Here is a 22,930-nt window from a genome sequence, read left to right as displayed (position 1 = left end):
CAACACTCTTATTTATCAAAAGAAGTTGTTTATAAAGGGGGATTATTATGCTTCATGAAATGATTCAGAGCTTGCCTCAAGTTTTAATAGATGGCCTTACACTTGGTACTGTTTATGCAGTTGTCGCCCTTGGATATACGATGGTTTACGGCATTTTACAGTTAATCAACTTTGCTCATGGTGAAATTTTTATGTCAGGTGCATTTATTGGCACTGCTATCCTTATTGCATTTTCAAGTATGGGATTACTACATTCTATCCCATCCATATTAGTGGTCATTATTATGTTAGTGGTTGCCGCTGTTCTAACTGGTTTTCTTGGAATGGGAATTGAAAGAGTTGCATATCGTCCTCTTCGGAACGCTCCAAGGCTTATCCCGCTTATAACTGCTATAGGAATTTCCTTTGTCCTTCAAGATGTTGTTCGTTTCATAGCAGAGCTAGCAAAAGGAAATTATATTATAACAGGCCCATCCTTATTTACAAAGCAAATTCATATACCTACTTCCTCCATTTCAAGTGTCTTTCATGATTCTAGCTTTAAAACCTCTTTCTTGCTTGTACTTATCATAGCGATAATCTTAATGATCGCACTTGACTTCTTTGTTAACAAAACAAAATACGGCACAGCCATGCGCGCAGTTTCTCTTGATCGTGATACCGCTGCCCTTATGTCCATTAATGTCAACAAAATCATCTCTGTTACTTTCTTTGTAGGCTCAGCATTAGGTGGCGCAACAGGCGTTTTGTTTGCTGTTCAATATGGAACCATTGACCCTTACATTGGATTTATCCTAGGTTTAAAAGCATTTACGGCAGCGGTATTAGGCGGTATTGGTAATATCCGTGGCGCCATGCTTGGAGGAATTATTTTAGGGATACTTGAAATGTTTGCAGCTGCTAACCTTTCATTATTAACAGGTGGCGTTCTAGGAGCCGAATATAAAGACGTTTTTGCTTTTGCTATTTTAATTCTAGTTCTAATCTTTAAGCCAGAAGGTTTATTAGGTAAACCTGTGGCTGAGAAAGTGTAGGTGAAAGATCATGAAAGAAAAACTCTCAGCTTTCAAGCTACATAAAACGCCCCAACTCATTTTATTTGTAGCATTTGTCATCGTGACATCTTTAGCACTGTATTTTTCACAAAAATCGGTTATATCTTTTTTACTTTTACTATCATCTCTATTATTTCTTTATTACATGAATCTTAAAAATCGCACAAAATGGATGATTGGTCTCATTTTGTTATTTATACTCATTCCATTTGCATCTAGCGGTGGTCCCGCTTTTCAATCCTATATGGAAGTTGCGACTATGGTTGGCATATATGTCTCAATGGCTTTAGGTCTTAATATTGTTGTCGGGATGGCCGGATTATTGGATATGGGATTCATTGCATTCTTTGCTGTTGGCGCATATGCCTATAGCATCTTTGCCACTCCTCAAGCCTCAAACTTTATGCCATTTGGTCACTATCCTTTAGATGGTAACAGCTTTTGGGCATTCTTAATCATTGGTGCAATTGCTGCTGCGATTACTGGTGTGTTAATCGGTGTTCCAGTATTAAGGGTTAAGGGAGACTATTTAGCAATTGTTACATTAGGATTTGGAGAAATTATTCGTATTGTATTTAACAATAGTGATTCTCCTATCAATTTTACTGGTGGTGCTATGGGGATCGCATCCGTTGCGCATCCTAAAATTTTTGGATATGAACTTTCTTTTCCAAATCAATTTTACTTTGTCACACTTGTCATTTTACTCTTTACACTCTTTGCTGTTCTAAGATTAGAACGTTCAAAGCTTGGACGTTCTTGGAAGGCTATACGTGAAAATGAAATTGCAGCTCAAGCGATGGGTATTCCACTCGTTAAAACAAAACTAATGGCTTTTGCACTTGGGGCATCCTTTTCCGGAATGATGGGCGTTGTCTTCGCAGCAAAACAACAATTTATTGATCCGACAAGTTTTACATTGATGGAATCCTTCACGATTCTAGTAATGGTCGTACTTGGGGGTATGGGGAGTGTTCCTGGGGTAATTCTTGGAGCAGCCGTTGTTACCATACTAAATTTGCAAGTCTTAACCGAGTTAACCAACTGGGTAAACCAACTAAATCTTAGTGGAGTTGTTTCAATCCCTGATGCATTATCCCCTGCTAAAATGCAAAAATTTATATTTGGCGCATTGCTGATCATTTTCGCATTGTATAAAACCAATGGATTGATTCCTGCTAAGAATAGGGTTTTTGACGAAAAAAAATTAGCATCTGACAAATCAAATTCTAAAGACAATGATCCAAAAGGAAATCCTATGACTACATTGAAAGACAAAGATTCTAAGGAACAGACAAAGATTTACTCTTAGGAGGAATGCATATGCCAATATTAGAGGTAACAAACATCACAAAGCAATTTGGTGGTTTAACAGCCAATAGTAATGTATCTATGACCGTTGAGGAAGACTCTATTACAGCTGTTATTGGACCAAATGGAGCTGGTAAAACGACTTTTTTCAATATGATAACAGGTGTTTATCAACCGACATCTGGAGAAATAAAATTAAACAACGAATCTATAGTCGGACTTAAGCCTGATATGGTCGCCAAAAAAGGCATTTCACGAACATTTCAAAACATTCGGCTGTTCGATGAAATGTCAGTTATTGAAAATGTTTTAGTCGGTATGCATAGTCATTTGAAAGCAAATCTCTTAAGTATTCTTTTGGATTTCCCTGTTACTAAAAAGGAAGAAATAGAAGCTGAAAAAGAAGCTTATCGTTTGTTAGAATATTTTGGATTATCTTCTCTATTAAACGAAAAAGCATGTAATTTAAGTTATGGTGCACAAAGAAAATTAGAAATAGCGAGAGCTCTTGCAACTAAACCCAAATTGATCTTATTGGATGAACCCGCAGCAGGGATGAACCCTAAAGAAACAAAAGAACTAACCGAAATCATCCGACAAATGGGAAAAGAATTTCATACATCTGTTTTACTCATCGAGCACGATATGAAGCTTGTCATGGGCATTTCAGAACATATCATTGTACTTGATCATGGAGAAAAAATTGCGGAAGGAAATCCTGATGAAATTCGATCAAATCAAAAAGTAATAGAAGCTTATTTAGGATCAGCTGCCGTTAATTAGTTAGCAAAGGGGCGAGTTTAAATGTCTATATTAGAAATCGATCATATTAATACTTATTACGGAGGCATTCATGCTTTACGAGGCATTACACTGGATGTGAATCAAGGCGAGATCGTTACATTAATCGGAAGTAATGGCGCCGGAAAATCAACCACTTTAAAATCTGTAAGTGGATTAGTAAAAGTAAAATCAGGTTCTATCAAGTTTAAAAATCAAGACATCACCAATAAACCCGCACATGAAACCACCTTGCTCGGTATGGCTCATGTACCAGAAGGCAGAAGAATCTTTTCAAATTTAACGGTAAAAGAAAATCTATTAATGGGTGCTTTTTCTGTAAAAAAGAAAAATGTAATCGAAGAAAGAATAGAACGAGTCTATGACTACTTCCCCATTCTAAAAGAAAGATTAAACCAAAAAGGTGGAACCATGAGTGGTGGCGAACAACAAATGCTTGCCATTGGTCGTGCTTTAATGATGAAACCTGAAGTGTTGATGTTGGATGAACCGTCAATGGGGTTGGCTCCAATTATTGTGGAGAAAATCTTTAATATCATCGATCAGTTAAATCAAGATGGCATGACGATATTATTAGTTGAACAAAATGCTTATCAAGCATTAAGTATCGCTAATAGAGGATATGTTATTCAAAATGGTGAAATTGTTTTAAGCGGTAAAGGACATGATTTAATCGAAAATGATGAAATCAGAGAAGCTTATTTAGCTTAAACAATATGGGGTATTCCCGGATACCTAAGTAAAAATAGTGTGCTTGGAGAAATCAAGCATGCTATTTTTTATGGGTAAAAATCCACACAGATTCTATAGGAAATCAGCTAATATTCAATATTTTAGTGGATGAAACCGGATCATCAACACACTTCTTATCGAAAATTATATATAAAGTTTCTTTAATTTCAGTAATCTTTATATCATTTCCACTCATAAAAAAGCTATTATTTTCGGAATAGTTCTTTTTATTTGACAAAACATCTGCAAATTCGACAAATATATTTGACATGCATTATATAAATGTTTAGAATTTTTATGTAATTAAAAATGAGACATGCTTATTTAGACAATTAAGTGAAACTTCACTCAGTTTATTTTTTACCTCTTACTGGGTGTTCGTTGAACCAATCAGGCTTTTACAGGCAGTTGATCCCCACTTGTCTTTACTTTTACTTGCATCTCAAAGTGGGTGTCTTACTGCCTGTTCATGCGGGATAAAGTGAATCTTCCATCAGTGGGGGGTTTTCTTCATCCCCCACTGAAATAGAAGAACTCAGGTTAAAAGCGCCACGTCCTGTGGCAACACCTGAGTGACCAACATCCTGTTGGCCCGAACCAATCGGGCTTTTACGGACAGTTGATCCCCCACCTATCTTTCTCTCTTCTCTCTAAACCTTGAGATGGGGGTCTTACTGCCCGTTAATGCGGGATAAATGCTAGAAAGTATGAATCAATATTTTAGATTTTTTAATAGAATCGAGTGTATCTAATGAAAAATACTATTTTCAGAAAAAAATCTGTTGATCAGTTGTTACATCAGCATGGTAAGGTTCGATTAAATAAAACACTTGGTGCATTTGACTTAATGCTACTAGGCGTCGGTGCCATCGTCGGGACAGGAATTTTCATCTTACCAGGAACGGTAGCAGCTGAACATGCAGGTCCAGGAATTATTTTCTCTTTTATCATTGCAGCCATCGTTTGTGCATTCGCAGCGATGTGTTATTCTGAGTTTGCCTCATCGATCCCTGTAACAGGAAGTGCATACACCTATACTTATGTGGTATTTGGAGAAGTGATCGCTTGGATCGTTGGATGGTCTTTATTACTAGAATATGGGTTAGCTGTTGCAGCTGTTGCTACAGGATGGTCTGCATATCTGAACTCATTGTTAGCCGGTTTTAATATCCATATACCAAAGGCTTTTTCCGGTGCATTTGATCCGGCAAATGGTACGTTTGTTAACTTACCTGCAATCGTCATTATCTTTATCACTGCATTCCTATTAACGATCGGAGTGAAAGAGTCGGCTAGATTGAACACAATCATGGTTGGCTTGAAGGTTTCAGTTGTTTTACTATTTATTGTAGTAGGGGTATTTTATGTAGAACCTGCAAACTGGAAACCTCTTATGCCATTTGGGATGAAAGGCGTTTTATCTGGTGCAGCTCTTGTATTCTTCGCTTATCTCGGCTTTGATGCTGTATCATCAGCCGCTGAAGAAGTGAAAAAGCCGCAACGTAATATGCCGATTGGGATAATTGGATCATTGCTTATCTGTACTGTTTTGTATGTAGCTGTTTCACTTGTTTTAACAGGAATGGCTCCTTATACAAAATTGAATGTTGACAATCCTGTCAGCTTTGCGATGCAACTTGTTCATCAAGATTGGATTTCAGGTATCATCTCACTAGGTGCAGTTATCGGGATGATGACCGTAATACTAGTTATGCTTTACGGTGGAACTCGTCTTATTTATGCATTTAGTCGTGATGGTTTATTGCCAAAGATCCTGTCTGAAGTTAACCCAAAACATCAAACACCCGCCAAAAATACATGGATTACAGCTACTCTCATCGTATTCTGCGCAGGTTTTGTTCCGTTAGATAAGCTGACTGAACTGGTTAATATGGGCACTTTATTAGCATTTACTTTTGTATCAATTGGTGTAATTCTTTTACGGAAGAACAAAGAAACCCCGAATGATGGATTCAAAGTACCGTTTTATCCATTCGTTCCTATTATCTCCTTTGTCTTGTGCATTTTCTTAATGTCACAATTATCCACACATACATTTATCTTCTGTGGTATTTGGATGGTTGTTGGCTTAGTCATTTACTTTATTTATGGTAGAAGACATAGCTTATTGAACAAATGATCAAAAGCAGCCCTTATGACTCGTTATCATAAGGGCTTTTTTTTCCTCTTACCAAATGCCTATACTTCTCGAAACCATTCATATATATTAAAATTAGGTGATGATTATGAAAACAAATATCTATTTGGATAATGAACGTTTTATTGCAGGAATTACGATGAGAGATCCTCATGAACCTGAAGAAGGAAATATGGCACTTCATACATGTTTAAACCCTGACCATATCATCCAAAATCGTAAAAAATTAGCTGCTACTTTAAATTGTGGTTTAGATCAATTGGTTTGCGCTAACCAAACACATAGCGCTAATATCCATAAAGTAACATTAGATGATCAAGGTAAAGGTGCCGAAAGTAACCATACAGCCATCCAAAATACGGATGCACTATATACTGACGAACCAAACCTCCTTCTGGGCTCTTTCACAGCAGACTGTGTTCCCATAACTTTTTATGATGCGGCAAAAGGGATTATAGGTGTTATTCATTCTGGTTGGAAGGGAACTATTCAGGAAATTTCGTTAAAAACATTTGAACTTTTAAAAAATGCTGAACATTGTCGTCCAAACAACTTGCATATCTACATTGGAACAGCATTGAGTCAAGAAAAATTTGAAGTGGATGAAGATGTATATCTCCAGTTTAAAGCACTTGGCTATGCAGATGACTTTATGTATTACAATGATCAAACTCATAAATATCATATTGATAATCAACAAACCGTAAAAAAGCAATGCGAACTGGCAGGCATCCCTACCGAACAAATTACAGTCGATCCCACGTGCACATATTTAAACCCTGAAGGCTTCTCTTATCGCCAGGATAAACAAGCTGGCAGACACTTAACCTTTATTATGAAAAAGGGATGAAGAAAACTCCATCAGTGGGGTTTTCTTCATCCCCCACTGAGCTAGAAGAACTCAGGTTAAAAACGCCACGTCCTGTGGCAACACCTGAGTGACCAACATCCTGTTGGCCCGAACCAATCGGACTTTTATGGGCAGTTGATCGCCCCTCTATCTTTCTCGTTTCTCTCTAAATCTTGAGATGGGGGTCTTACTGCCCGTTAAAGCGGGATAAATGCCTTTTTAGTATAGGCAATCATTTAGCATCTACTTCTTAGATCTTCTTTAAGTGTAATCATAGGCTTTATCTTTTAAATCATATATCGCTCCATATCATCATACAATTTGCTAGTAGCGGATTATTGCTTTCCGCCCTTTCTTTGAAGGATGATGATCCATTACACACTAATTTCATTGCATCTGGATACTTTTAAGCTTGCTTAATAAGCTCCTCTTCAGAATTTTCAATAAAATTTTTTCTTTCATTCATGAACCAAACAGCCGATTTTTATTACGTTTGGAGATGAATTGACCTTTTCAGTGACGAGGCTCCCACTGTTTTTATTGGCGTCTTGAATGTGGGCTTACAATAAACTCCACCCACCTATATCATATGTTTTTGTGATTAAAACTTTTATAGAGAGGGAGGAATAACTTGGACATATTTGTTAGACCCGGAGATTCACTATGGCTTTATAGCCAATTATTTCGAATTCATCTTCAATTAATCATTGATTCGAATCCAACGATCCATCCACAAAATCTTATCATTCATCAGAAAATCAAAATTCCAGGATTTATAACGAACAACTATCAGATTAAATCAGGGGATTCCTTATGGAACATTGCTAGAAAAAAAGGCATATCAGTGGATATGATTCTTATGGCAAACCTGAACCTCGATCCTTATCATCTACAAATTGGGCAAACGATCCAAATTCCTAAAAGAGTTACTTCAAAAATAATATTTGGAAAGCAAGATTATGACTACGATATTATGATGAATGATATTAGACATCTACAAAGCATTTATCCATTTTTAAAGGTTTCTACTATAGGGAATTCTGTTCTAGGTCATGAAATACCCGAGCTTAAAGTGGGAATTGGAGATAAAAAGGTTCATTACAACGCATCGTTTCATGCAAATGAGTGGATTACAACACCAATTGTTATGACGTTTTTAAATGATTATTTACTATCTCTAACAAATTCTAAAACCATTCGAGATATCTCCCCATCGAATCTCTATCAGCAAACATCATTATCCATTGTGCCAATGGTCAATCCGGATGGTGTTAATCTAGTGTTGAATGGTCCACCAGCTAATGAAGCATGGAGAAATCAAGTCGTTAGCTGGAACAATAATAGTTGGGACTTTTCAGGTTGGAAAGCAAATATTAGAGGTGTTGATCTAAATGATCAATTCCCTGCTGAATGGCAAAAAGAAAGAGCACGCAATCCTAAAAGTCCTGGGCCAAGAGATTATGGCGGCGAAAAACCTTTATCTGAGCCTGAAGCAATCGCGATGGCGGAGCTGACTAAAAAAAGCCATTTTGCTAGAGTACTTGCCTTTCATACGCAAGGCGAAGAAATCTATTGGGGATTTGAAAATCTGGAACCTGCTGAATCTGAAGCTATGGTGGAGGAGTTCAGCAGAGTGAGCGGGTACGAACCTGTTCGAAACATAGAAAGTTATGCTGGATATAAGGACTGGTTCATTCAGGACTGGCGAAAACCCGGATTTACTGTTGAAATCGGACATGGTGTAAACCCACTTCCTATCAACCAGTTTGATGAAATCTATCAAAAAGTATTAGGGATTTTTCTTGCGGGTTTATATCTTTAAAATGGATCATATAAATCAGCAATGATCGAAAGGTCTTCCTGTTTTCGGATATCAAGGATTATCCAAAAAGTTTTTAAAAAGTATAGTTCACATCAAAGTTGTTCTTGATTAAGAACTAAATATATTGGTTGTATAATTTTGGTGCTACACCAAAATTTGTTCTTGACATAGAAATTAGATAACCTATTGATTTCCGCTACGGATCGCTTGCTTTTTTCCTTGGGCGAATGCTGAGGTCACTGAAAAAGTCCAATATGTTCATTTAGCCGTTGAAAGTTGCATTTCATTGAACTTTCAACGGTCATTTTACTTTATAATGAAACTACCAGTACAGGTAGTGGTATTTCAATGATTTCTAATTAAGAAACTCTCAATTCCTCTTACTTCACTTGAGACTTCAAGCGGTGGCTTGCTGCCTGTTCATATGTGATAAAGCCTGAATCCCTAATTTTCAGACGATGCTATTTCAGATTTACTCTGACTAACAATATTTGAGAAGCTTTTGAATCTATAAATAATTATTGCACTCTGTTTTTAACTGTTTTTACTTCGTATAATTCGCCCTCTGTACGAATGATAAATTCTGGCTTTGGTTTTCCTCTGTTTGCTTTATGTCCAGCAATATGTGCATCGCTTTTTTCCCACTTCTTCCAATATTCTTCTGATTCCCATCTAATCATAATAACTACCTCTTCATCGCCACGATGAACCTTTTTGACCATTACAGTTGCATCAATGAAACCTTCCTGTTCTTCTACGATTCCTTTTCCACCAAAACGTTCAATTATCTTATCTGCATGACCCTCTGTAATAGTTATTTTTTTCATTTGAACAAACATGATAACATCTCCTATTCTTTTTATAGTGGTTTGAACCCATTTATAATGCAAAGTTTGAAGAATAAAGTGAAACTCCATCAGTGGGGGTTTTCTTCATCCCCACTGAAACAGAGGAACTTAAGTGAAAAGCACCACGTCCTGTGGTAACACCTGAGTGACCAACATCCTGTTGACCCGAATCAATCGGACTTTTATGGGCAGTTGATCCCCCATCTATCTTTCTCATTTCTCTCTAAATCTTGAGATGGGGGTCTTACTGCCCGTTAAAGCGGGACAAACTCAAACATCCTTTTCAAAATAATTTTTACTATCCCCATCTCAGTGATTATGGAGCGGAACATAAAACAATGAGATTAATCGCTATCTATTATGATTTAAAAATCATAGTCCATTTCTACAAAGCTTTGCTATTTATTTTTTCTCGGATATTGAACTGGCTTTCATACATATTGAAGTAAAATCCTTTTTTCTGTAAAAGCTCTTGATGTGTGCCCGACTCGATGATTTCACCATGATGAATGACCAAAATACGATCCGCATTTTCAATGGTTTTCAAACGATGCGCAATGACAAAACTGGTTTTTCCTTTCGTTAACCGATGGATACCTTTTTGAATTTCGACTTCGGTATTTGTATCGATGCTAGATGTTGCCTCATCAAGGACCAAAATATCCGAATTGGCTAAAATGGCTCTAGCAATCGCTAACAATTGACGCTGGCCTTGGCTTAAATTGGTTCCGCCGGACATAATGACTGTATGATAGCCTTCTGGTAAATGCTTAATATATTGGTGTGCCGATGCTAGTTTTGCTGCTACGATAACTTCCTTATCTGTCGCTTCCAAACATCCGTAACGAATATTTTCCATAATCGTTCCGGAAAATAAATAGGTATCTTGAAGCACGATCCCGATTTTTTTTCGCAGCCCGCTTATTTGATAATCCCGAATATCATGACCATCCACTTTGATCTCACCAGACGTCACATCATAAAACCTCATCAGCAAATTGATAATGGTCGTTTTCCCTGAACCCGTCGGACCTACAAGGGCAATTTTCTCACCTGATTTGACTTGGAAATCAATATTTTTTAAAATAGGTTTGCCTTCCTCATAAGCAAAGTGAACATGGGAAAACTCAACATCGCCTTTAAATGAATCTACGACAATGGCATTCTCTTTATCTATCAAATCCGGTGCCTCGTCCATGATCTCAAATACACGCTCCGCACCAGCAATAGCAGACTGAAACATATTCAGCAAATTAGAAAGTTGGTTGATCGGGCGAAAGAACTGTCGGGAATAGGTGACAAAAGCAGCTATAATCCCAATTGATGCCATATCATTCACAGTCATGATCGCACCAATCGCTATGACAAAACTAAGCCCAATATTGTTAATAAAGTTATTGACAGGTCCGAGAAATCCAGAAACCATATCAGCATCCGTAGCTGATTGACGCAATCTTTCATTGACTTCTGAAAATTGGTGATTTATTTTTTCCTCTTTTCCAAAAAGCGTTATCACTTCACTTCCTGAAATAGACTCTTCGACAAATCCATTTAACTCGCCTAAATCTCTCTGTCTTTTTATAAAATGACTGCTGCTATAAGTAATCAATTTTTTCGTAGAAAAAATGATTAATGGAATAATCAGAAATGTCGCAATGGCTAGCATCCAATTTAGGGAGAACATAGCTATCATGATACCCAAAACCGTTAAAACGGACGACAAGATTTGTATGACGCTTTGGCTTAGTGCATTATTCAGGCTATCTATATCATTCGTGACCCTGCTCATAAGATCACCATGAGTTCGCCTATCAAAAAATCTTAAGGATAGGGTTTGAAATTTATCAAATAAATCCTGTCGCAACTTTCGAATCGTTTGTAGTGATACGCGAATCATCATAAACATTTGAAGCCAAGTGAACACAGCGGTCAGTATATAAACTGCTGCCAGCAAAAATAAATGTTTGAACGTTCCCGTAATATCTTTTGGAATAATGTATTCATCAATAATGATCCCAATGAGATAAGGTCCAAGAAGACCGAGGAGAGTGGCAAGAATCACACAAATAATCGAAGCAACTAATGCTACTTTTTCCTTCTCCATATAGAACCAAATCCGTTTGATGGTTCCCTTCCGATCTCTTGCTTTTTCAACTGGACCTCTAAATCCTCTCGGCCCGCGCCCACGGCTCATGATATTAGGATTCGATTGTGAAGCGGGTTTATTCATATACTGTTAACCTCCCTTCCACTTTGCGAAAAATAGATATCACGATATACTTTACTTTTTGCTAGTAGCTCATCATGTGTACCACTGGCTTCAATTCTTCCATCCTCCATGACTAGAATCTGATCTGCATCGATAATGGAGGAAATTTTAGAGGAAACGATAAACAAAGTCGTATTGGCACCATTTTTTCTTAATGCCTGTTGTACGACTAATTCTGATAGAGCATCAATAGCTGAAGTTGAATCATCCAAGATTAATACACGCGGCTCACGGATAAAAGCACGTGCCATAGATATTCGTTGCTTTTGACCGCCGGATAAATTAGTCGCTCCCTGCATAAGCTGATGCTCATACTGTCTATCAAATCTACCGATAAACTCACTAGCAGCTGCTGCGTGTGTAGCTTGTTCCATGTCATCAGCCGTTGCATCATCTTTGCCAAAACGTAAATTGTTCGCAATCGTTCCTGAAAATAAAGTAGCTTTTTGCGGAACGAACCCAATGGCTGTGCGAAGTTTTTCAAGTGGTAAATCCTTTATATTGACCCCATCTATAAAAATATCGCCTGAATCGGGGTCATACAAACGTGGAATAAGCTTCATCAGTGTGGATTTTCCACTACCCGTTGAACCAATAATACCTATTGTCTGTCCTGCCTCTGCTTTGAATGAAATATTCCTAAGTACGTGCTCACCATTTTTACTATAGCTAAAATTCACCTGTCTAAATTCCACTTCGCCACATATGTTTTGCTTCGTCGCAAGGTGATTGTGCTCACTAATATCAATTTCTGTATCAAGCACTTGAACAACTCGCTCAGCAGAAGGAAATGAACGAGCAATTTGCATTAATACTTGGCTGCTCCCCATTAATCCATTCATCATAATGTTCAAGTAGTTAATAAAGGCTAAAATAACACCGACCTGAAGTGTTCCTTCACTTACCTTTATAACACCCAGCCAGAGACCGGCGATAATACCTATATTGACGATAAACATCATGATCGGCATTAGGGTCAAAATGAACTTTTCAGCCTTCATATTCCGTTTCATAAGTGAATCATTGACATTTTTAAAATGATTCTTTTCGTATTCATGACGATCGAATGCCTTAATGACCCGGATACCAGCTAATGTTTCTTGAAGCCTTGTATTCACCTGATCCATAGATTTTTGCACATTCAAAAAAAGACTCCCTGACTTTACGGAAAAGAAATAAATAATGGCAATGAGAATAGGGATTGTTACCAACAACACAGGGAATAATGGACGTGCTGTTAACCAAACGATAACGACAGAACCTATAAATAATAAAGGACCCCTTACCAAGATGCGTAATGTCATGATGACGGCTTGTTTTAATGCCTCAATATCATTCGTTACAATGGTGATCAATTTACCAGTGCCAAATGAATCGGTATTATGATTTGAAAACTGTCCAATCTTCTTGAACACATCACGGCGAATATCCGTAGCAAAGTGAACAGCTGCTTTTGTAGCATAAACAGAATTCCCTGCCCCTCCCACCAATCCAATAAACGCACTTAACAACATGATCAGTAATAATTTTGTGATATAAGCATTATCTTGATTGGCAATACCTGTATCAATGATCTTTTGCATAATAGTTGGCTGTAACAGATCCATTCCTACTTCAATGCACATTAAAATCGGTCCTAAAATCGCGAAAAATATATATGGCCTAATATATTGCCGTAATTTTTTCATAGCCTTCATGAAATTTCCCCTTACTTCACATTTTTCTTTTTTAAACGCTCGGTTATTTCATCGATAAAGGCGATTAGTTCAAGTACACCTTTTGGGTTTCCTCGTGTCTGTTTCATGGCTTTTCGAAATTCTTGTTCCCAGCGATTCATAGCTGCCCTTAATTGCATTGATTCCTCAGAATTTCTCCACGTCATTCTTTCTTTCCATTCAATCCAAAAATCGCCTTCTATAAACTTACTTTTTTCCTCTAACCTTTTCTCTCCATTGTCATTGATGCTATACACCTTTTTATCTGTTTCAGTGTCCAGTTCAATTAAATTTCGCTCTAATAATTCTTGAAGTGCCGGATACACGGTACCAGCACTCGCTGAATAAGCACCATTTGATCGTTCTTCCAATTCCTTCATGATTTGATAGCCATGCATAGGCTCTTCCTTGAGCAAATGCAAAATGGCAATTTGAATAAATCCTCTCCGTCCTCTCATTTCATACCTCCTCAATTATATCGATAATTATAATCGATATATCGTTAATTTTCAATCGTAATATATCGAAATATTTTAAACGATATACTTTTTGCAGATAAACCCCACATTTAGTCCCTGTTTTTCATGTATAGGTGTTGGGAGCAATCGCTTGTGGAAAGTTTTTAAGCCTTGAAATGGAGGATCATACCTCTCCACTAATGTGGAAGAAAAAAGGATTTGCCCCATTCAAAGGACAAATCCTACACTTATTCTAAATATGAATAATGATTGTTTTCGCTCAAGCACTAGGGCCTTACATTAATTACCTATTTTCTAAGTCTGATATTTCATGAAGTGAAAAATAATGGCTCCTCATTCCACCTTTTTGAGAAATGGCTTATTGTTCTTCTTTTAAAATTCCTACTGGCAAATAATAAGAAAGATTGTCCGTAATCGGGCCTCCCACTCTATAGCCAAGCGCTGCCGATTGACCATTTAGTAAAAAACATCCCAGCAACAAATTCCCTTGCTGTTGCCCTTTTTCACTATTAAATGTGATGGGGGGATGCTTGATCCATTGCTGATAAACGGGAACATACTCTGAATACGATTCTTGAGCATCTGCATGTATCAACTGACCGTTCCCATTGAATATTTCCACTGTGTCTCCTTCTCTTCCGAAAGCAGGTTTTTTCACATAAGAAAGCCCTTTTTGTAAAAAAACATCCGGTTCAAGATAAGTTGAAAGGAAATATTCATCTATCCATAAATGCTCTTCTTCTGTAAAGAAAGGATGATGTTCTTCATGTAACCCCCAAATAACAGCTTGTACTACTTTGTTTTGTAGCAAAAAGGATGACGGAGGGTTAATGATCGCCAGTTTCTTTTCTTCAACAAGCTTCAGCAACCATGAACCAATTGGATTTCCTTCCTCATCTTCATCCATGATCAAACTTTCGATAGGGAATGTTTGCCGATAAAGGACATCTATTTTCACCCCTTCTTCATCGAAAAGCCCCACATCCTTTTGAATCTGTAACTTATGGAGAGGTGTAAATTTAGATGGCGATATTCCATTTTGAAGATACAAAACCGTTTCACGATCTTCTATATTATCCTCATGAGCCGTAAAAACGATATGAGGAGACTTGTTCGCTGTACTTTGGTATATGCTGTCATGAACAACTTTCCCTAAAAGGCGATCCATTCCCTTATTTGGATCCTCTACGCCGAATTCTTGACATACCAGTCCATTGACATCAAACAATTCTTTTATAAATGTGGGCGTATCAGCATTGATTTCAATGCACTTATAGCTATTTTTGTATGGAATAAGGTCAAGTCGTGCAATAACACTTTCCGTTGAAAGGGTTTTTAACCTTATAAATGAAAGTGTCTCCCTTGGAAATCCCATTTCTAGTAAAGTTTCATCAGGTACTTTTCGAAGCAGCGAACCTATTTTAAAAAATATACTGCCAATACGTTCACTGATAAGCCGAATGCGGGAAACTTCCGTTTTGCTTAAAAGCTTTATATCATAAAGTGCATATTCCTCTCCATAAAGGTCCGCCCAAAAGCTTTCCATTTTCCCATAAAACTGCTGTCGCTTTGTATGATCCATCTATCTATTCATTCCTCTTCCAAGTCCTTGACGTATATCACATACACGCCTCGATCCTCGTCAATTTCTGTAGAGGTGACAAGCTTTTGTCCAACTAATGGCACATCCACTACATCTTTTAAAAGAAAACGAAGGACATCAAAATGAGAAGGACATGGAATACGTGCCAATAATCGAAAGTTCTCTTGTTCATACGGACTACGAAACTCAATATGTATGCCTGCACCACGAAAACTTTTTTCATCTTCTCCTGACAAATTTCTTCCCATTTCTTTGACGACTAGTATATCTTCTTCCCCATACATCTCATTTGAAATAAGTTCATATTGGGTTCCTCTCATAATAAAATAGGTACAAAGTTGTCTCGCGTAAAATTCATCTATCCCAACATTTGAAATGGAATATTCATAGAGCGGCTCATAGTGGCTATTGCCTTTATCAATGTAATACGTTAATTGTTTCAATCTACTTCCCCACCTCCGTTAGTAGGATAAACATTTAGCTAAAACCCAACCGACTGCTAATGATAGTGATAATAATATCGTACCAACTGCACGATTATCCTCTTCGATCGCTCGTTGAATACTAAATCGAATTGTAATGACTTCCGCTAAGAGAAAGACAATGATTTGAGAAACAATCCCGATCGCACCCCAAAGCGCCATATCGAACAGAGATACTGAATATTCAGCAGCCGCGCCTAAAACAAGTGCTAACCCCATGACTTTTCCACCGAGCGACATAGCCGCTGTGACATTTTTCTCAGCGATCAATTGAAATTCTTTGATCTTCGGTGTGCTAATCGCAAACAAAGCTACTCCTACAACAAGCAAAAGTAGAGCCACTCCTAAATATGATAGAAAATTGATATATAAATTCACATTCATCCTCCTTTTCAACTTTGCTCTTCATCACGTAGACATCATCCTCCAAAGCTTTTCAGTCCACTGCCAAACCCTGTACTGGCTTTAATCCCACCTTTAAATGAGGAACTTTTTTTATAGCTTTTATAATCATTGCTTTTTAATAGCGAATTTTTATTGCCATAATAATGACCGCCATAGTAATAATGACCATAATGGCTTGAACCACTGTCATCACATGTCCAAATACCGTCATCATCTTCCCATTCCCAATCATCACAATTTTTGTCTGATGGTTTAGGAGGAAGATTAGCACTGCTAGAGCCACATCCGGTAAGCCCCAATGTAAGTGCGGTCGTTGTAATACCTATCATCATTTTCTGCGTTTTCTTCATGATCCTCACTCCCTTCCTATTCGCACTATACTTTACGAATAAATATCAAAAAAGATTCGAGTATGAATCTGGAAATTTTTGTTTGAGTGTTTTTTCATTTTATTAGGATGTGTCTTGAATGATTTGTATATATGGATCCATCTTATAAATACCTTTTGGTTTAAAAATACGAACAATTTTCAGATACATTCAAATTATGTTTCGCTATGAACGGATGTGCACCCAATAAAAAACTACTTGTAATCTTCAAGTAACATTGCAAAAGTGATCTATAATGAAAACTTCCATTTTGATCATTCAATGATCCATTAACCATTTTCTACACCTGCATACACACAGACTTGATTACGGCCTTCTCTCTTTGCTACATACAAAGCCTTATCTGCCTTATTCAAAAGATGGTTTAATGTTTCTCCTGGCTGTTTTACGGCTTCCGCTACTCCACTACTTAATGTGACAGCAACGACTCCCTCGCTAGTTGTTAGTGGTTGAGACTCGACCTGTTGACGTAATTGATTTGCTAACGATTCTCCTACTGAGGCATTGTGCTTCAATGCAAGAATAAATTCTTCACCACCATAGCGGGCAAAAAGTATGTCTTTCCCTACCTGCATTTGACAAACTTGCGCTACATGTTTCAGCACTTGATCTCCAACATCATGACCATATGTATCATTCACTTTTTTAAAATAATCAATATCTATTAAAATAGTCGTAAATGGTAAAGAAGACTTCATCGCCTCATGAAACAATCGCTCACACTTTTGAAAAAATGCCCTGCGATTAAAAATTTGAGTAAGCTCATCATAATAAGCTTGATACTCTAATTCTAGTTGCAATCTTTTTAGTTCCGTAATATCCGTAAAGATAATTAATAGACCCTTACTATCATTTTGATGTTGCAGCAATGACGTACGGACCTGATAAATACGGCCAGTCGTTAATTCTATTTCCTGATTGACCATAGCAGGTTCTAAATTGGAGGGTATTTTCCTTCCCGATATTCCGAACCATACCTTTTCAAAGTCCGCCCCAAACATCGATCTATTTATTTTTGGAAACATGCTTTTACACGCCTTGTTATACTCAATTAAGCGATAGGATTCATCCAATACAATAACACCATCATTGATACTATTAAAGATTGCATTCTTCGCAATCGGTGTAATCGTAAACATTCGTGATGAGTTAATGGCCCATAAATATAAAAGCGAGGACACCCATAAAACCATAGGAACTTGGTCAATACCTGTAGGAGTAACTCCTATTAAATATAGAAAAGCAGTTATGATCGAAATAAATTGTCCAAACATTAATGCGATCAATTGTGGACGATAGACCTTAGCTGTCTCCCTCCAACGGGAAAGTGCCAGCAAAAAGGCGACAAACATACAGGAAAATATAAAAACCCCATGAATCATATACCATATGCCGATCTTCTCATAAACGTAAGGTGCACCCAAGATCGGATCGATTTTGAATTCCCTATAAAAAAAATGATGCAGATCATTCGTAGCAACCATTATGAAACTAATGAAGGGAATGGTAAAAAGAGCGATATACATTTTTTTCGATACATGAATGCCTAAATATTGCATGATAAACAATAAACCCAAAAGTGGAGCAAACGCTAAACCGATATAGAGAATAATAGTCCAGTATTTTATTTGTTGAAATGTTGTAGCCATTAAGCAAAAGGCAGAACCAAAACAATAAATAGCAATGGACAATGCATAAACGATAAAGAATCTAGCGATATTTGTATAATTGTGACGCTTTATAAATACGTATAAACATAAATACAAATTTAATACACCTGATACACAGATAAGCGTAATATAAGCTGTCAATTGCGCATTCACAATTTGAGATCTCCTTTGAAAAATACTTTTTAATTAATGTAACACGAATCAATTTCATAATCTCTGTTTATTTTTAAAATATGAAAATTTTTCTATTTGAATAATTCACTACAGCCGTGTGATTCTTTACTCTTACCTCTAGTTAAGTAGTTTTCATTCATATGGGATCCCTAATATAGTTTTCGATCATTCGTTCTTTGTCACCCATAGCGGAAATGTTACATAATTTAAAATAATCGTGTACAGAAGGTATTTTTTCATAAATTAAAGGAAAAGACTCTCTTCTTTTTCTTAGATAAACGATATTAATACAGAGGTTTGATGCTACGATGATGGATTCACCGAAATTTTATAAAGAAAGGAATGGCTATGGTTCATTTTAAATTTTTTCATGGGATTGTGACACAAATAAATGACTTTACGATCGGAGGAGGACAAAACGGAGAAGGTGAAGGTTGTTACAAGCTAATGACTGTAGAGGATGGAACTGGCAATATCGTCCATTTCGTCATCTCACCTACTACTTATTTCGTAGACAATGAAATCGTGTCTATCGGGGATTCCATTACTGGCTATTATGATGGAGATGCACCTGTCCCCCTCATTTATCCACCACAATATCGAGCGCTGGTCGTTGTAAAGGAAAACAATTATCAAAATGTAAAAGTTTCATTTTTTAATGACCAATTAATCAGTAGTGATGGTCAATTAAAACTGAATCTCTCTCCCTTTACCCCTATCTTATTAACAAATGGGCAGCCCTTTTCAAAAAATCCTGCCAATCGAAATCTAATCGTGATCTACGGTCCTACTACAAGAAGTATTCCTGCTCAAACTACGCCTTATAAAATAATCGTTTGGTGTTAAAACTATGTAATGAAAATATATTTGATTGTCATCCAATTTTAGTTGGATGATGATGAATGATTGATGAGAAATGTTCAGCACACACCTATTTTCTGCTTGAATACAATCTTGTTCATTCAAAAAAAAAAGGAACCCCCATATGTTTTTGAAACAGTGGGGGTAATGTCCTAATATTACCGTTCTTCCTTCTTTTGTACGTCATGTAATTGCTGCTTGATCAGTGCTAGCTGTTCTTTATTTTGTTGGACTATATCCAAATGCTCGCCATAATTTTCTGCATTCATGATCGCATTTTCCGCATGTGAGATTTGATCGAAAATATGTTCAACTGCCATTTCTTCTTGATGTGATTTTGCTATTTTCAACATACGTTCTGCCTTTTGGACAGAATTGCTAGACAAAGTGCTTGGATGGTCCTGTTTCCAACTTGTATCTGAGTGTTTAGCCAATTTTGCTTCTTCCCTTCCTACCAACTTAGGTAAATGATCTAAACATAGTATTGTAAAATGTCCAGAAAATATGCACAGCTGGAGGAATGAGCTCTTACACAATACCATCAATAAAAACAATACGATTTTAATGGCAAAACTGTGATTTCAATTATATATCATTATAGATTTATCACACATATTGATTGTCCAATTTTTCCACAAAATATAGTGTATTTGCTGATTTCCGCTACGACTTGCTCGCTTTCCTCCGGGCGAACGCTAAGCCTCCTCGCTTCACTGCGGGGTCTCAACTGTTCGCTTTTCCCGCGGGACATTGAATTTACTTCCTGAATCCACACCGCACGAAGGAAATGCTTGCATTTTCGAGGACTCGAGCAAGCCTTCACTCCAATCTACATAAATGGAGCTAAAAATACAGGTTTTTTTAGAATCACGCCAATTTATCACCTATTTTCCCCAAATCAACATGCCTGTAGATTTATATTTTTCTATTTAGTAAATGACGGCCCCAAAATGTTGCAGCGACAATACATAACCCACCTGTCCAATTCATGATCGATAGATATTCCCCGCCAATTAAAACAGAGAAGATCGCTCCAAATACAGGTTCCATCCCCATTAATAGACCAACTCTAGAAGGCGAAGTTTTTCTGATAAATACCATTTGTGCATAAAACGCAAAAATAGTACAAAATAAAGCTAAATAAATAGTAAGAAGCCAAAATTCTCTTGATTGTGGGAATTCCAAAAGAGTCGCATGCTCAAATGATATATTCATCATCCCAGATAAAATAGCGACAATAAATAATTGAATAAATGTTAAGGCACTATTATCAAATGTTTTGCCAATGGTTAATTTTTTGGTAAAGGTCATCTGTGTTGCCCGAAGACTTGCTGCTCCAAGAATTAATAGATCCCCCATATTAAATGAGAAAGTATCTTTTAAAGTTAATAATCCCGTCCCAATGACTGATAACCCAACAGCGATAAAAAATGGATATCCTGTGAATTTTTTGTTGACCATCCACTCCATCAGCGGAGTTAAGATTAATGTTAAACTAATGATAAAAGCAGAGTTAGAAGCTGTTGTATAATGAATTCCCCAAGTTTCAAAAGAAAAAATTGCAAACAAAAATAAGCCCAGCACTATTCCTGTTATCCATGTTTCTTTTGGCGCTTCTCTTAAATTTCTCCATACAAAAGGCAGCATGATGATGATAGTGATAAAAAAGCGATAAAATAAAAACATGAATGGTTCATAGTGATTTAATACCGTTTTAGCGGTAATATAACTTGATCCCCAAACCAATGCAACCAATAATAAAGTGACGTCTGCCATCCAAATATGACTATCTTTTTTAATTAATACTCCCTTATTTGTATTAGCCATTATATTCCCTTACCTTTATAACAAAATGGCTAAAGGTAAAAAACATATACAGTAATTTATTACCTTTAGCATTGCAATTTATCTTTTTATAAAACTGACCACTAATACATTTCTATAACATTATTGAAGAGATAATTACTATATTATAACTATATCCTATATTTGTAAACTTAATTTTAAAATATTTTAAATAATCAGAATATTTAAAGGCGATAAACCCCTTTAAGCAGCCAGCCTCACTCTTTTGTATTTAAAATCTTGACATAGATCCAAAATGAAGATGAATAATTCAACTTTTTATTTGGTTGTTTTTAGTATATCAAATACAATATGCTCTCCTATCACGGATAAATATGATTCTATAAAAAAACTGCTCACCCCTATCCATTAGAATGAGCAGTTTTTTATAGCCTGTTTTTATATTTTTTTGTAGATTTAAGTACTCTCCATCTATCAAAATAATAGATACTTTAATTTACCTACGATAATTATCTTCTATAGCTAGTCTTAAAGTGATTCGATGAATTTTTCTAATGATTGACATGACGTGATGATACACAAGACTAAATGCTTACTTCCAAACTTCTTGCAAAGTATTTCTGAACAAGTCATCTAATATTTTCGTTGGATCCTTTACTTCAACTCTGAGTGATCTCACATATTCTTCGAGTCGTTCCATTTCATTTTCCACAAAATCATTAATCACATCAATACGAGGTTCGATATCTAACTCGTCCCCAATGAGCTTTCGTTTTAAAAGATGTTCCACTGCATTTTTTAGTTCACCTTCTGGAATTATGTCTGCCAACAATTCATGAAAACTAATAGGGGGTGTCCGATTGTATTTCTCGATCCACTTACAAGCTAATATGGGTCGAAGTACATAAAAATATTTTTTGATTCTCACTTCTGAACCTTGTAAATATTCACGGTAATTATTTTGTGCCATGTGTAAATAATGATGAATCATCGAATTTGGATAAAATACAGTCGATTCCAAAGACCGCAAGTTATCGACGAATACGTATTTTTGATAATACACGATATCGCTGCGTAACCATTCTAAAAGTGGCGGATTATTTTTTCGAAAAAGACGTAGCGCTTTCGTGATTTCCCAGCCGCTTATATCTAATAAATCATTAATCGGTTCTTCAATTACATCTCTCTTTGCACCAATACCCTGAGGATCAATTGAGAGATACCATTCTAGTGGGTGAATATAAATAAACCGAACATCATAATCACTATCTTTTGAAGGAAAGCCCCATGCCCTACTTCCAGATTCAACCGCATATAAAATCTTTACGTTATATTTTTCTTCTATTTTCAATAATTTCTTTCGGATGATTTCCTTCATTTCGCATATCTCCTATAAAGTTTCATAAGTTTCCTCTAAATCCTCCCATGTTACTAATATAACTAAATACCTGAGTATAGTACATGAAGAAAATCATCACATAAAACTTAGATTCTATGAAA

21 protein-coding genes are annotated in these 22,930 nt (G+C 36.5%); 8 read left to right on the top strand and 13 right to left on the bottom strand.

Features of this window, described 5'->3' with window-relative positions:
• Positions 1-47: 47 nt before the first annotated feature.
• The 7 genes from FEU33_RS15990 (at position 48) to FEU33_RS15960 (ending at position 8,729) form a co-directional block, all read left to right on the top strand.
• Positions 48-1,034 (top strand): branched-chain amino acid ABC transporter permease, encoded by a 987-nt coding sequence (locus FEU33_RS15990; RefSeq protein WP_146550484.1) that lies wholly within the window; start codon positions 48-50, stop codon positions 1,032-1,034.
• A 10-nt stretch (positions 1,035-1,044) separates the two neighbouring features.
• The gene (locus FEU33_RS15985) at positions 1,045-2,367 is read left to right on the top strand and encodes a branched-chain amino acid ABC transporter permease (protein ID WP_146550483.1); all 1,323 of its coding nucleotides are present in this window, start codon (positions 1,045-1,047) and stop codon (positions 2,365-2,367) included.
• Between the two features lie 11 nt (positions 2,368-2,378).
• A complete protein-coding gene (locus FEU33_RS15980; protein WP_146550482.1) occupies positions 2,379-3,149 on the top strand; it encodes an ABC transporter ATP-binding protein in 771 nt (256 codons plus the stop codon).
• Between the two features lie 21 nt (positions 3,150-3,170).
• Positions 3,171-3,878, top strand: a complete 708-nt coding sequence (locus FEU33_RS15975; RefSeq protein ID WP_146550481.1) for an ABC transporter ATP-binding protein — start codon at positions 3,171-3,173, stop codon at positions 3,876-3,878.
• 772 nt (positions 3,879-4,650) lie between these two features.
• Positions 4,651-6,039 (top strand): branched-chain amino acid transporter BcaP, encoded by a 1,389-nt coding sequence (gene bcaP / locus FEU33_RS15970; protein WP_146550480.1) that lies wholly within the window; start codon positions 4,651-4,653, stop codon positions 6,037-6,039.
• A gap of 106 nt (positions 6,040-6,145) precedes the next feature.
• Positions 6,146-6,907, top strand: a complete 762-nt coding sequence (gene pgeF / locus FEU33_RS15965; RefSeq protein WP_146550479.1) for a peptidoglycan editing factor PgeF — start codon at positions 6,146-6,148, stop codon at positions 6,905-6,907.
• A gap of 631 nt (positions 6,908-7,538) precedes the next feature.
• On the top strand, positions 7,539-8,729 hold the full coding sequence (locus tag FEU33_RS15960) for a M14 family metallopeptidase (RefSeq protein ID WP_146550478.1): 1,191 nt from the start codon (positions 7,539-7,541) through the stop codon (positions 8,727-8,729).
• Positions 8,730-9,247: 518 nt separating this feature from the next.
• On the opposite strand, the gene FEU33_RS15955 is transcribed toward FEU33_RS15960, so the two are convergent.
• The 10 genes from FEU33_RS15955 to FEU33_RS15910 form a co-directional block, all read right to left on the bottom strand.
• Complete coding sequence (locus tag FEU33_RS15955) at positions 9,248-9,568, bottom strand: antibiotic biosynthesis monooxygenase family protein (RefSeq protein ID WP_222433435.1); 321 nt, start codon at positions 9,566-9,568, stop codon at positions 9,248-9,250.
• Between the two features lie 40 nt (positions 9,569-9,608).
• A complete protein-coding gene (locus tag FEU33_RS15950; RefSeq protein WP_146550477.1) occupies positions 9,609-9,794 on the bottom strand; it encodes a hypothetical protein in 186 nt (61 codons plus the stop codon).
• Between the two features lie 168 nt (positions 9,795-9,962).
• A complete protein-coding gene (locus FEU33_RS15945) occupies positions 9,963-11,771 on the bottom strand; it encodes an ABC transporter ATP-binding protein (protein ID WP_146550595.1) in 1,809 nt (602 codons plus the stop codon).
• A 32-nt stretch (positions 11,772-11,803) separates the two neighbouring features.
• Positions 11,804-13,543, bottom strand: a complete 1,740-nt coding sequence (locus FEU33_RS15940; RefSeq protein WP_146550476.1) for an ABC transporter ATP-binding protein — start codon at positions 13,541-13,543, stop codon at positions 11,804-11,806.
• 11 nt (positions 13,544-13,554) lie between these two features.
• Entirely contained in the window at positions 13,555-14,019 is a 465-nt protein-coding gene (locus FEU33_RS15935) for a PadR family transcriptional regulator (protein ID WP_146550475.1), read from the bottom strand.
• 379 nt (positions 14,020-14,398) lie between these two features.
• A complete protein-coding gene (locus tag FEU33_RS15930; protein ID WP_146550474.1) occupies positions 14,399-15,622 on the bottom strand; it encodes a glutathionylspermidine synthase family protein in 1,224 nt (407 codons plus the stop codon).
• Positions 15,623-15,630: 8 nt separating this feature from the next.
• Positions 15,631-16,086: an RNA helicase gene (locus FEU33_RS15925; RefSeq protein ID WP_146550473.1), complete on the bottom strand. Its 456-nt coding sequence runs from the start codon at positions 16,084-16,086 to the stop codon at positions 15,631-15,633.
• 18 nt (positions 16,087-16,104) lie between these two features.
• Complete coding sequence (locus tag FEU33_RS15920; RefSeq protein WP_186731456.1) at positions 16,105-16,509, bottom strand: DUF350 domain-containing protein; 405 nt, start codon at positions 16,507-16,509, stop codon at positions 16,105-16,107.
• Between the two features lie 35 nt (positions 16,510-16,544).
• A complete protein-coding gene (locus FEU33_RS15915) occupies positions 16,545-16,880 on the bottom strand; it encodes an aminotransferase yhxA (RefSeq protein WP_146550471.1) in 336 nt (111 codons plus the stop codon).
• A 308-nt stretch (positions 16,881-17,188) separates the two neighbouring features.
• Complete coding sequence (locus FEU33_RS15910) at positions 17,189-18,742, bottom strand: histidine kinase N-terminal 7TM domain-containing diguanylate cyclase (protein ID WP_146550470.1); 1,554 nt, start codon at positions 18,740-18,742, stop codon at positions 17,189-17,191.
• Between the two features lie 369 nt (positions 18,743-19,111).
• On the opposite strand from FEU33_RS15910, the gene FEU33_RS15905 reads away from it, so the two are divergent.
• Positions 19,112-19,609, top strand: coding sequence for a hypothetical protein (locus FEU33_RS15905; RefSeq protein ID WP_146550469.1), 498 nt, complete (start codon positions 19,112-19,114; stop codon positions 19,607-19,609).
• Positions 19,610-19,782: 173 nt separating this feature from the next.
• Here the strand turns inward: FEU33_RS15905 and FEU33_RS15900 are convergent, their stop codons facing one another.
• The 3 genes from FEU33_RS15900 to FEU33_RS15890 form a co-directional block, all read right to left on the bottom strand.
• Entirely contained in the window at positions 19,783-20,058 is a 276-nt protein-coding gene (locus FEU33_RS15900) for a hypothetical protein (RefSeq protein ID WP_146550468.1), read from the bottom strand.
• Between the two features lie 481 nt (positions 20,059-20,539).
• On the bottom strand, positions 20,540-21,451 hold the full coding sequence (locus FEU33_RS15895) for a DMT family transporter (RefSeq protein WP_244951063.1): 912 nt from the start codon (positions 21,449-21,451) through the stop codon (positions 20,540-20,542).
• 571 nt (positions 21,452-22,022) lie between these two features.
• Positions 22,023-22,808 (bottom strand): nucleotidyltransferase domain-containing protein, encoded by a 786-nt coding sequence (locus FEU33_RS15890; protein ID WP_146550467.1) that lies wholly within the window; start codon positions 22,806-22,808, stop codon positions 22,023-22,025.
• Positions 22,809-22,930 lie beyond the last annotated feature (122 nt).

The organism is Rummeliibacillus suwonensis, assembly GCF_007896435.1.
Taxonomy (GTDB): domain Bacteria; phylum Bacillota; class Bacilli; order Bacillales_A; family Planococcaceae; genus Rummeliibacillus; species Rummeliibacillus suwonensis.
The sequence above is the reverse complement of the archived record's forward strand: the minus strand, read 5'-3'. Positions and strand labels throughout refer to the sequence as shown.

Excerpts from the sequence above, each read along its gene's own strand:
- FEU33_RS15990 (WP_146550484.1), top strand. The coding sequence starts at position 48 with ATGCTTCATGAAATGATTCAGAGCTTGCCTCAAGTTTTAATAGATGGC.
- FEU33_RS15985 (WP_146550483.1), top strand. The coding sequence starts at position 1,045 with ATGAAAGAAAAACTCTCAGCTTTCAAGCTACATAAAACGCCCCAACTC.
- FEU33_RS15980 (WP_146550482.1), top strand. The coding sequence starts at position 2,379 with ATGCCAATATTAGAGGTAACAAACATCACAAAGCAATTTGGTGGTTTA.
- FEU33_RS15975 (WP_146550481.1), top strand. The coding sequence starts at position 3,171 with ATGTCTATATTAGAAATCGATCATATTAATACTTATTACGGAGGCATT.
- bcaP (WP_146550480.1), top strand. The coding sequence starts at position 4,651 with ATGAAAAATACTATTTTCAGAAAAAAATCTGTTGATCAGTTGTTACAT.
- pgeF (WP_146550479.1), top strand. The coding sequence starts at position 6,146 with ATGAAAACAAATATCTATTTGGATAATGAACGTTTTATTGCAGGAATT.
- FEU33_RS15955 (WP_222433435.1), bottom strand. The coding sequence starts at position 9,568 with ATGTTTGTTCAAATGAAAAAAATAACTATTACAGAGGGTCATGCAGAT.
- FEU33_RS15950 (WP_146550477.1), bottom strand. The coding sequence starts at position 9,794 with ATGAGAAAGATAGATGGGGGATCAACTGCCCATAAAAGTCCGATTGAT.
- FEU33_RS15945 (WP_146550595.1), bottom strand. The coding sequence starts at position 11,771 with ATGAGCCGTGGGCGCGGGCCGAGAGGATTTAGAGGTCCAGTTGAAAAA.
- FEU33_RS15940 (WP_146550476.1), bottom strand. The coding sequence starts at position 13,543 with ATGAAGGCTATGAAAAAATTACGGCAATATATTAGGCCATATATATTT.
- FEU33_RS15935 (WP_146550475.1), bottom strand. The coding sequence starts at position 14,019 with ATGAGAGGACGGAGAGGATTTATTCAAATTGCCATTTTGCATTTGCTC.
- FEU33_RS15930 (WP_146550474.1), bottom strand. The coding sequence starts at position 15,622 with ATGGATCATACAAAGCGACAGCAGTTTTATGGGAAAATGGAAAGCTTT.
- FEU33_RS15920 (WP_186731456.1), bottom strand. The coding sequence starts at position 16,509 with ATGAATGTGAATTTATATATCAATTTTCTATCATATTTAGGAGTGGCT.
- FEU33_RS15915 (WP_146550471.1), bottom strand. The coding sequence starts at position 16,880 with ATGAAGAAAACGCAGAAAATGATGATAGGTATTACAACGACCGCACTT.
- FEU33_RS15905 (WP_146550469.1), top strand. The coding sequence starts at position 19,112 with ATGGTTCATTTTAAATTTTTTCATGGGATTGTGACACAAATAAATGAC.
- FEU33_RS15895 (WP_244951063.1), bottom strand. The coding sequence starts at position 21,451 with ATGGCTAATACAAATAAGGGAGTATTAATTAAAAAAGATAGTCATATT.
- FEU33_RS15890 (WP_146550467.1), bottom strand. The coding sequence starts at position 22,808 with ATGAAGGAAATCATCCGAAAGAAATTATTGAAAATAGAAGAAAAATAT.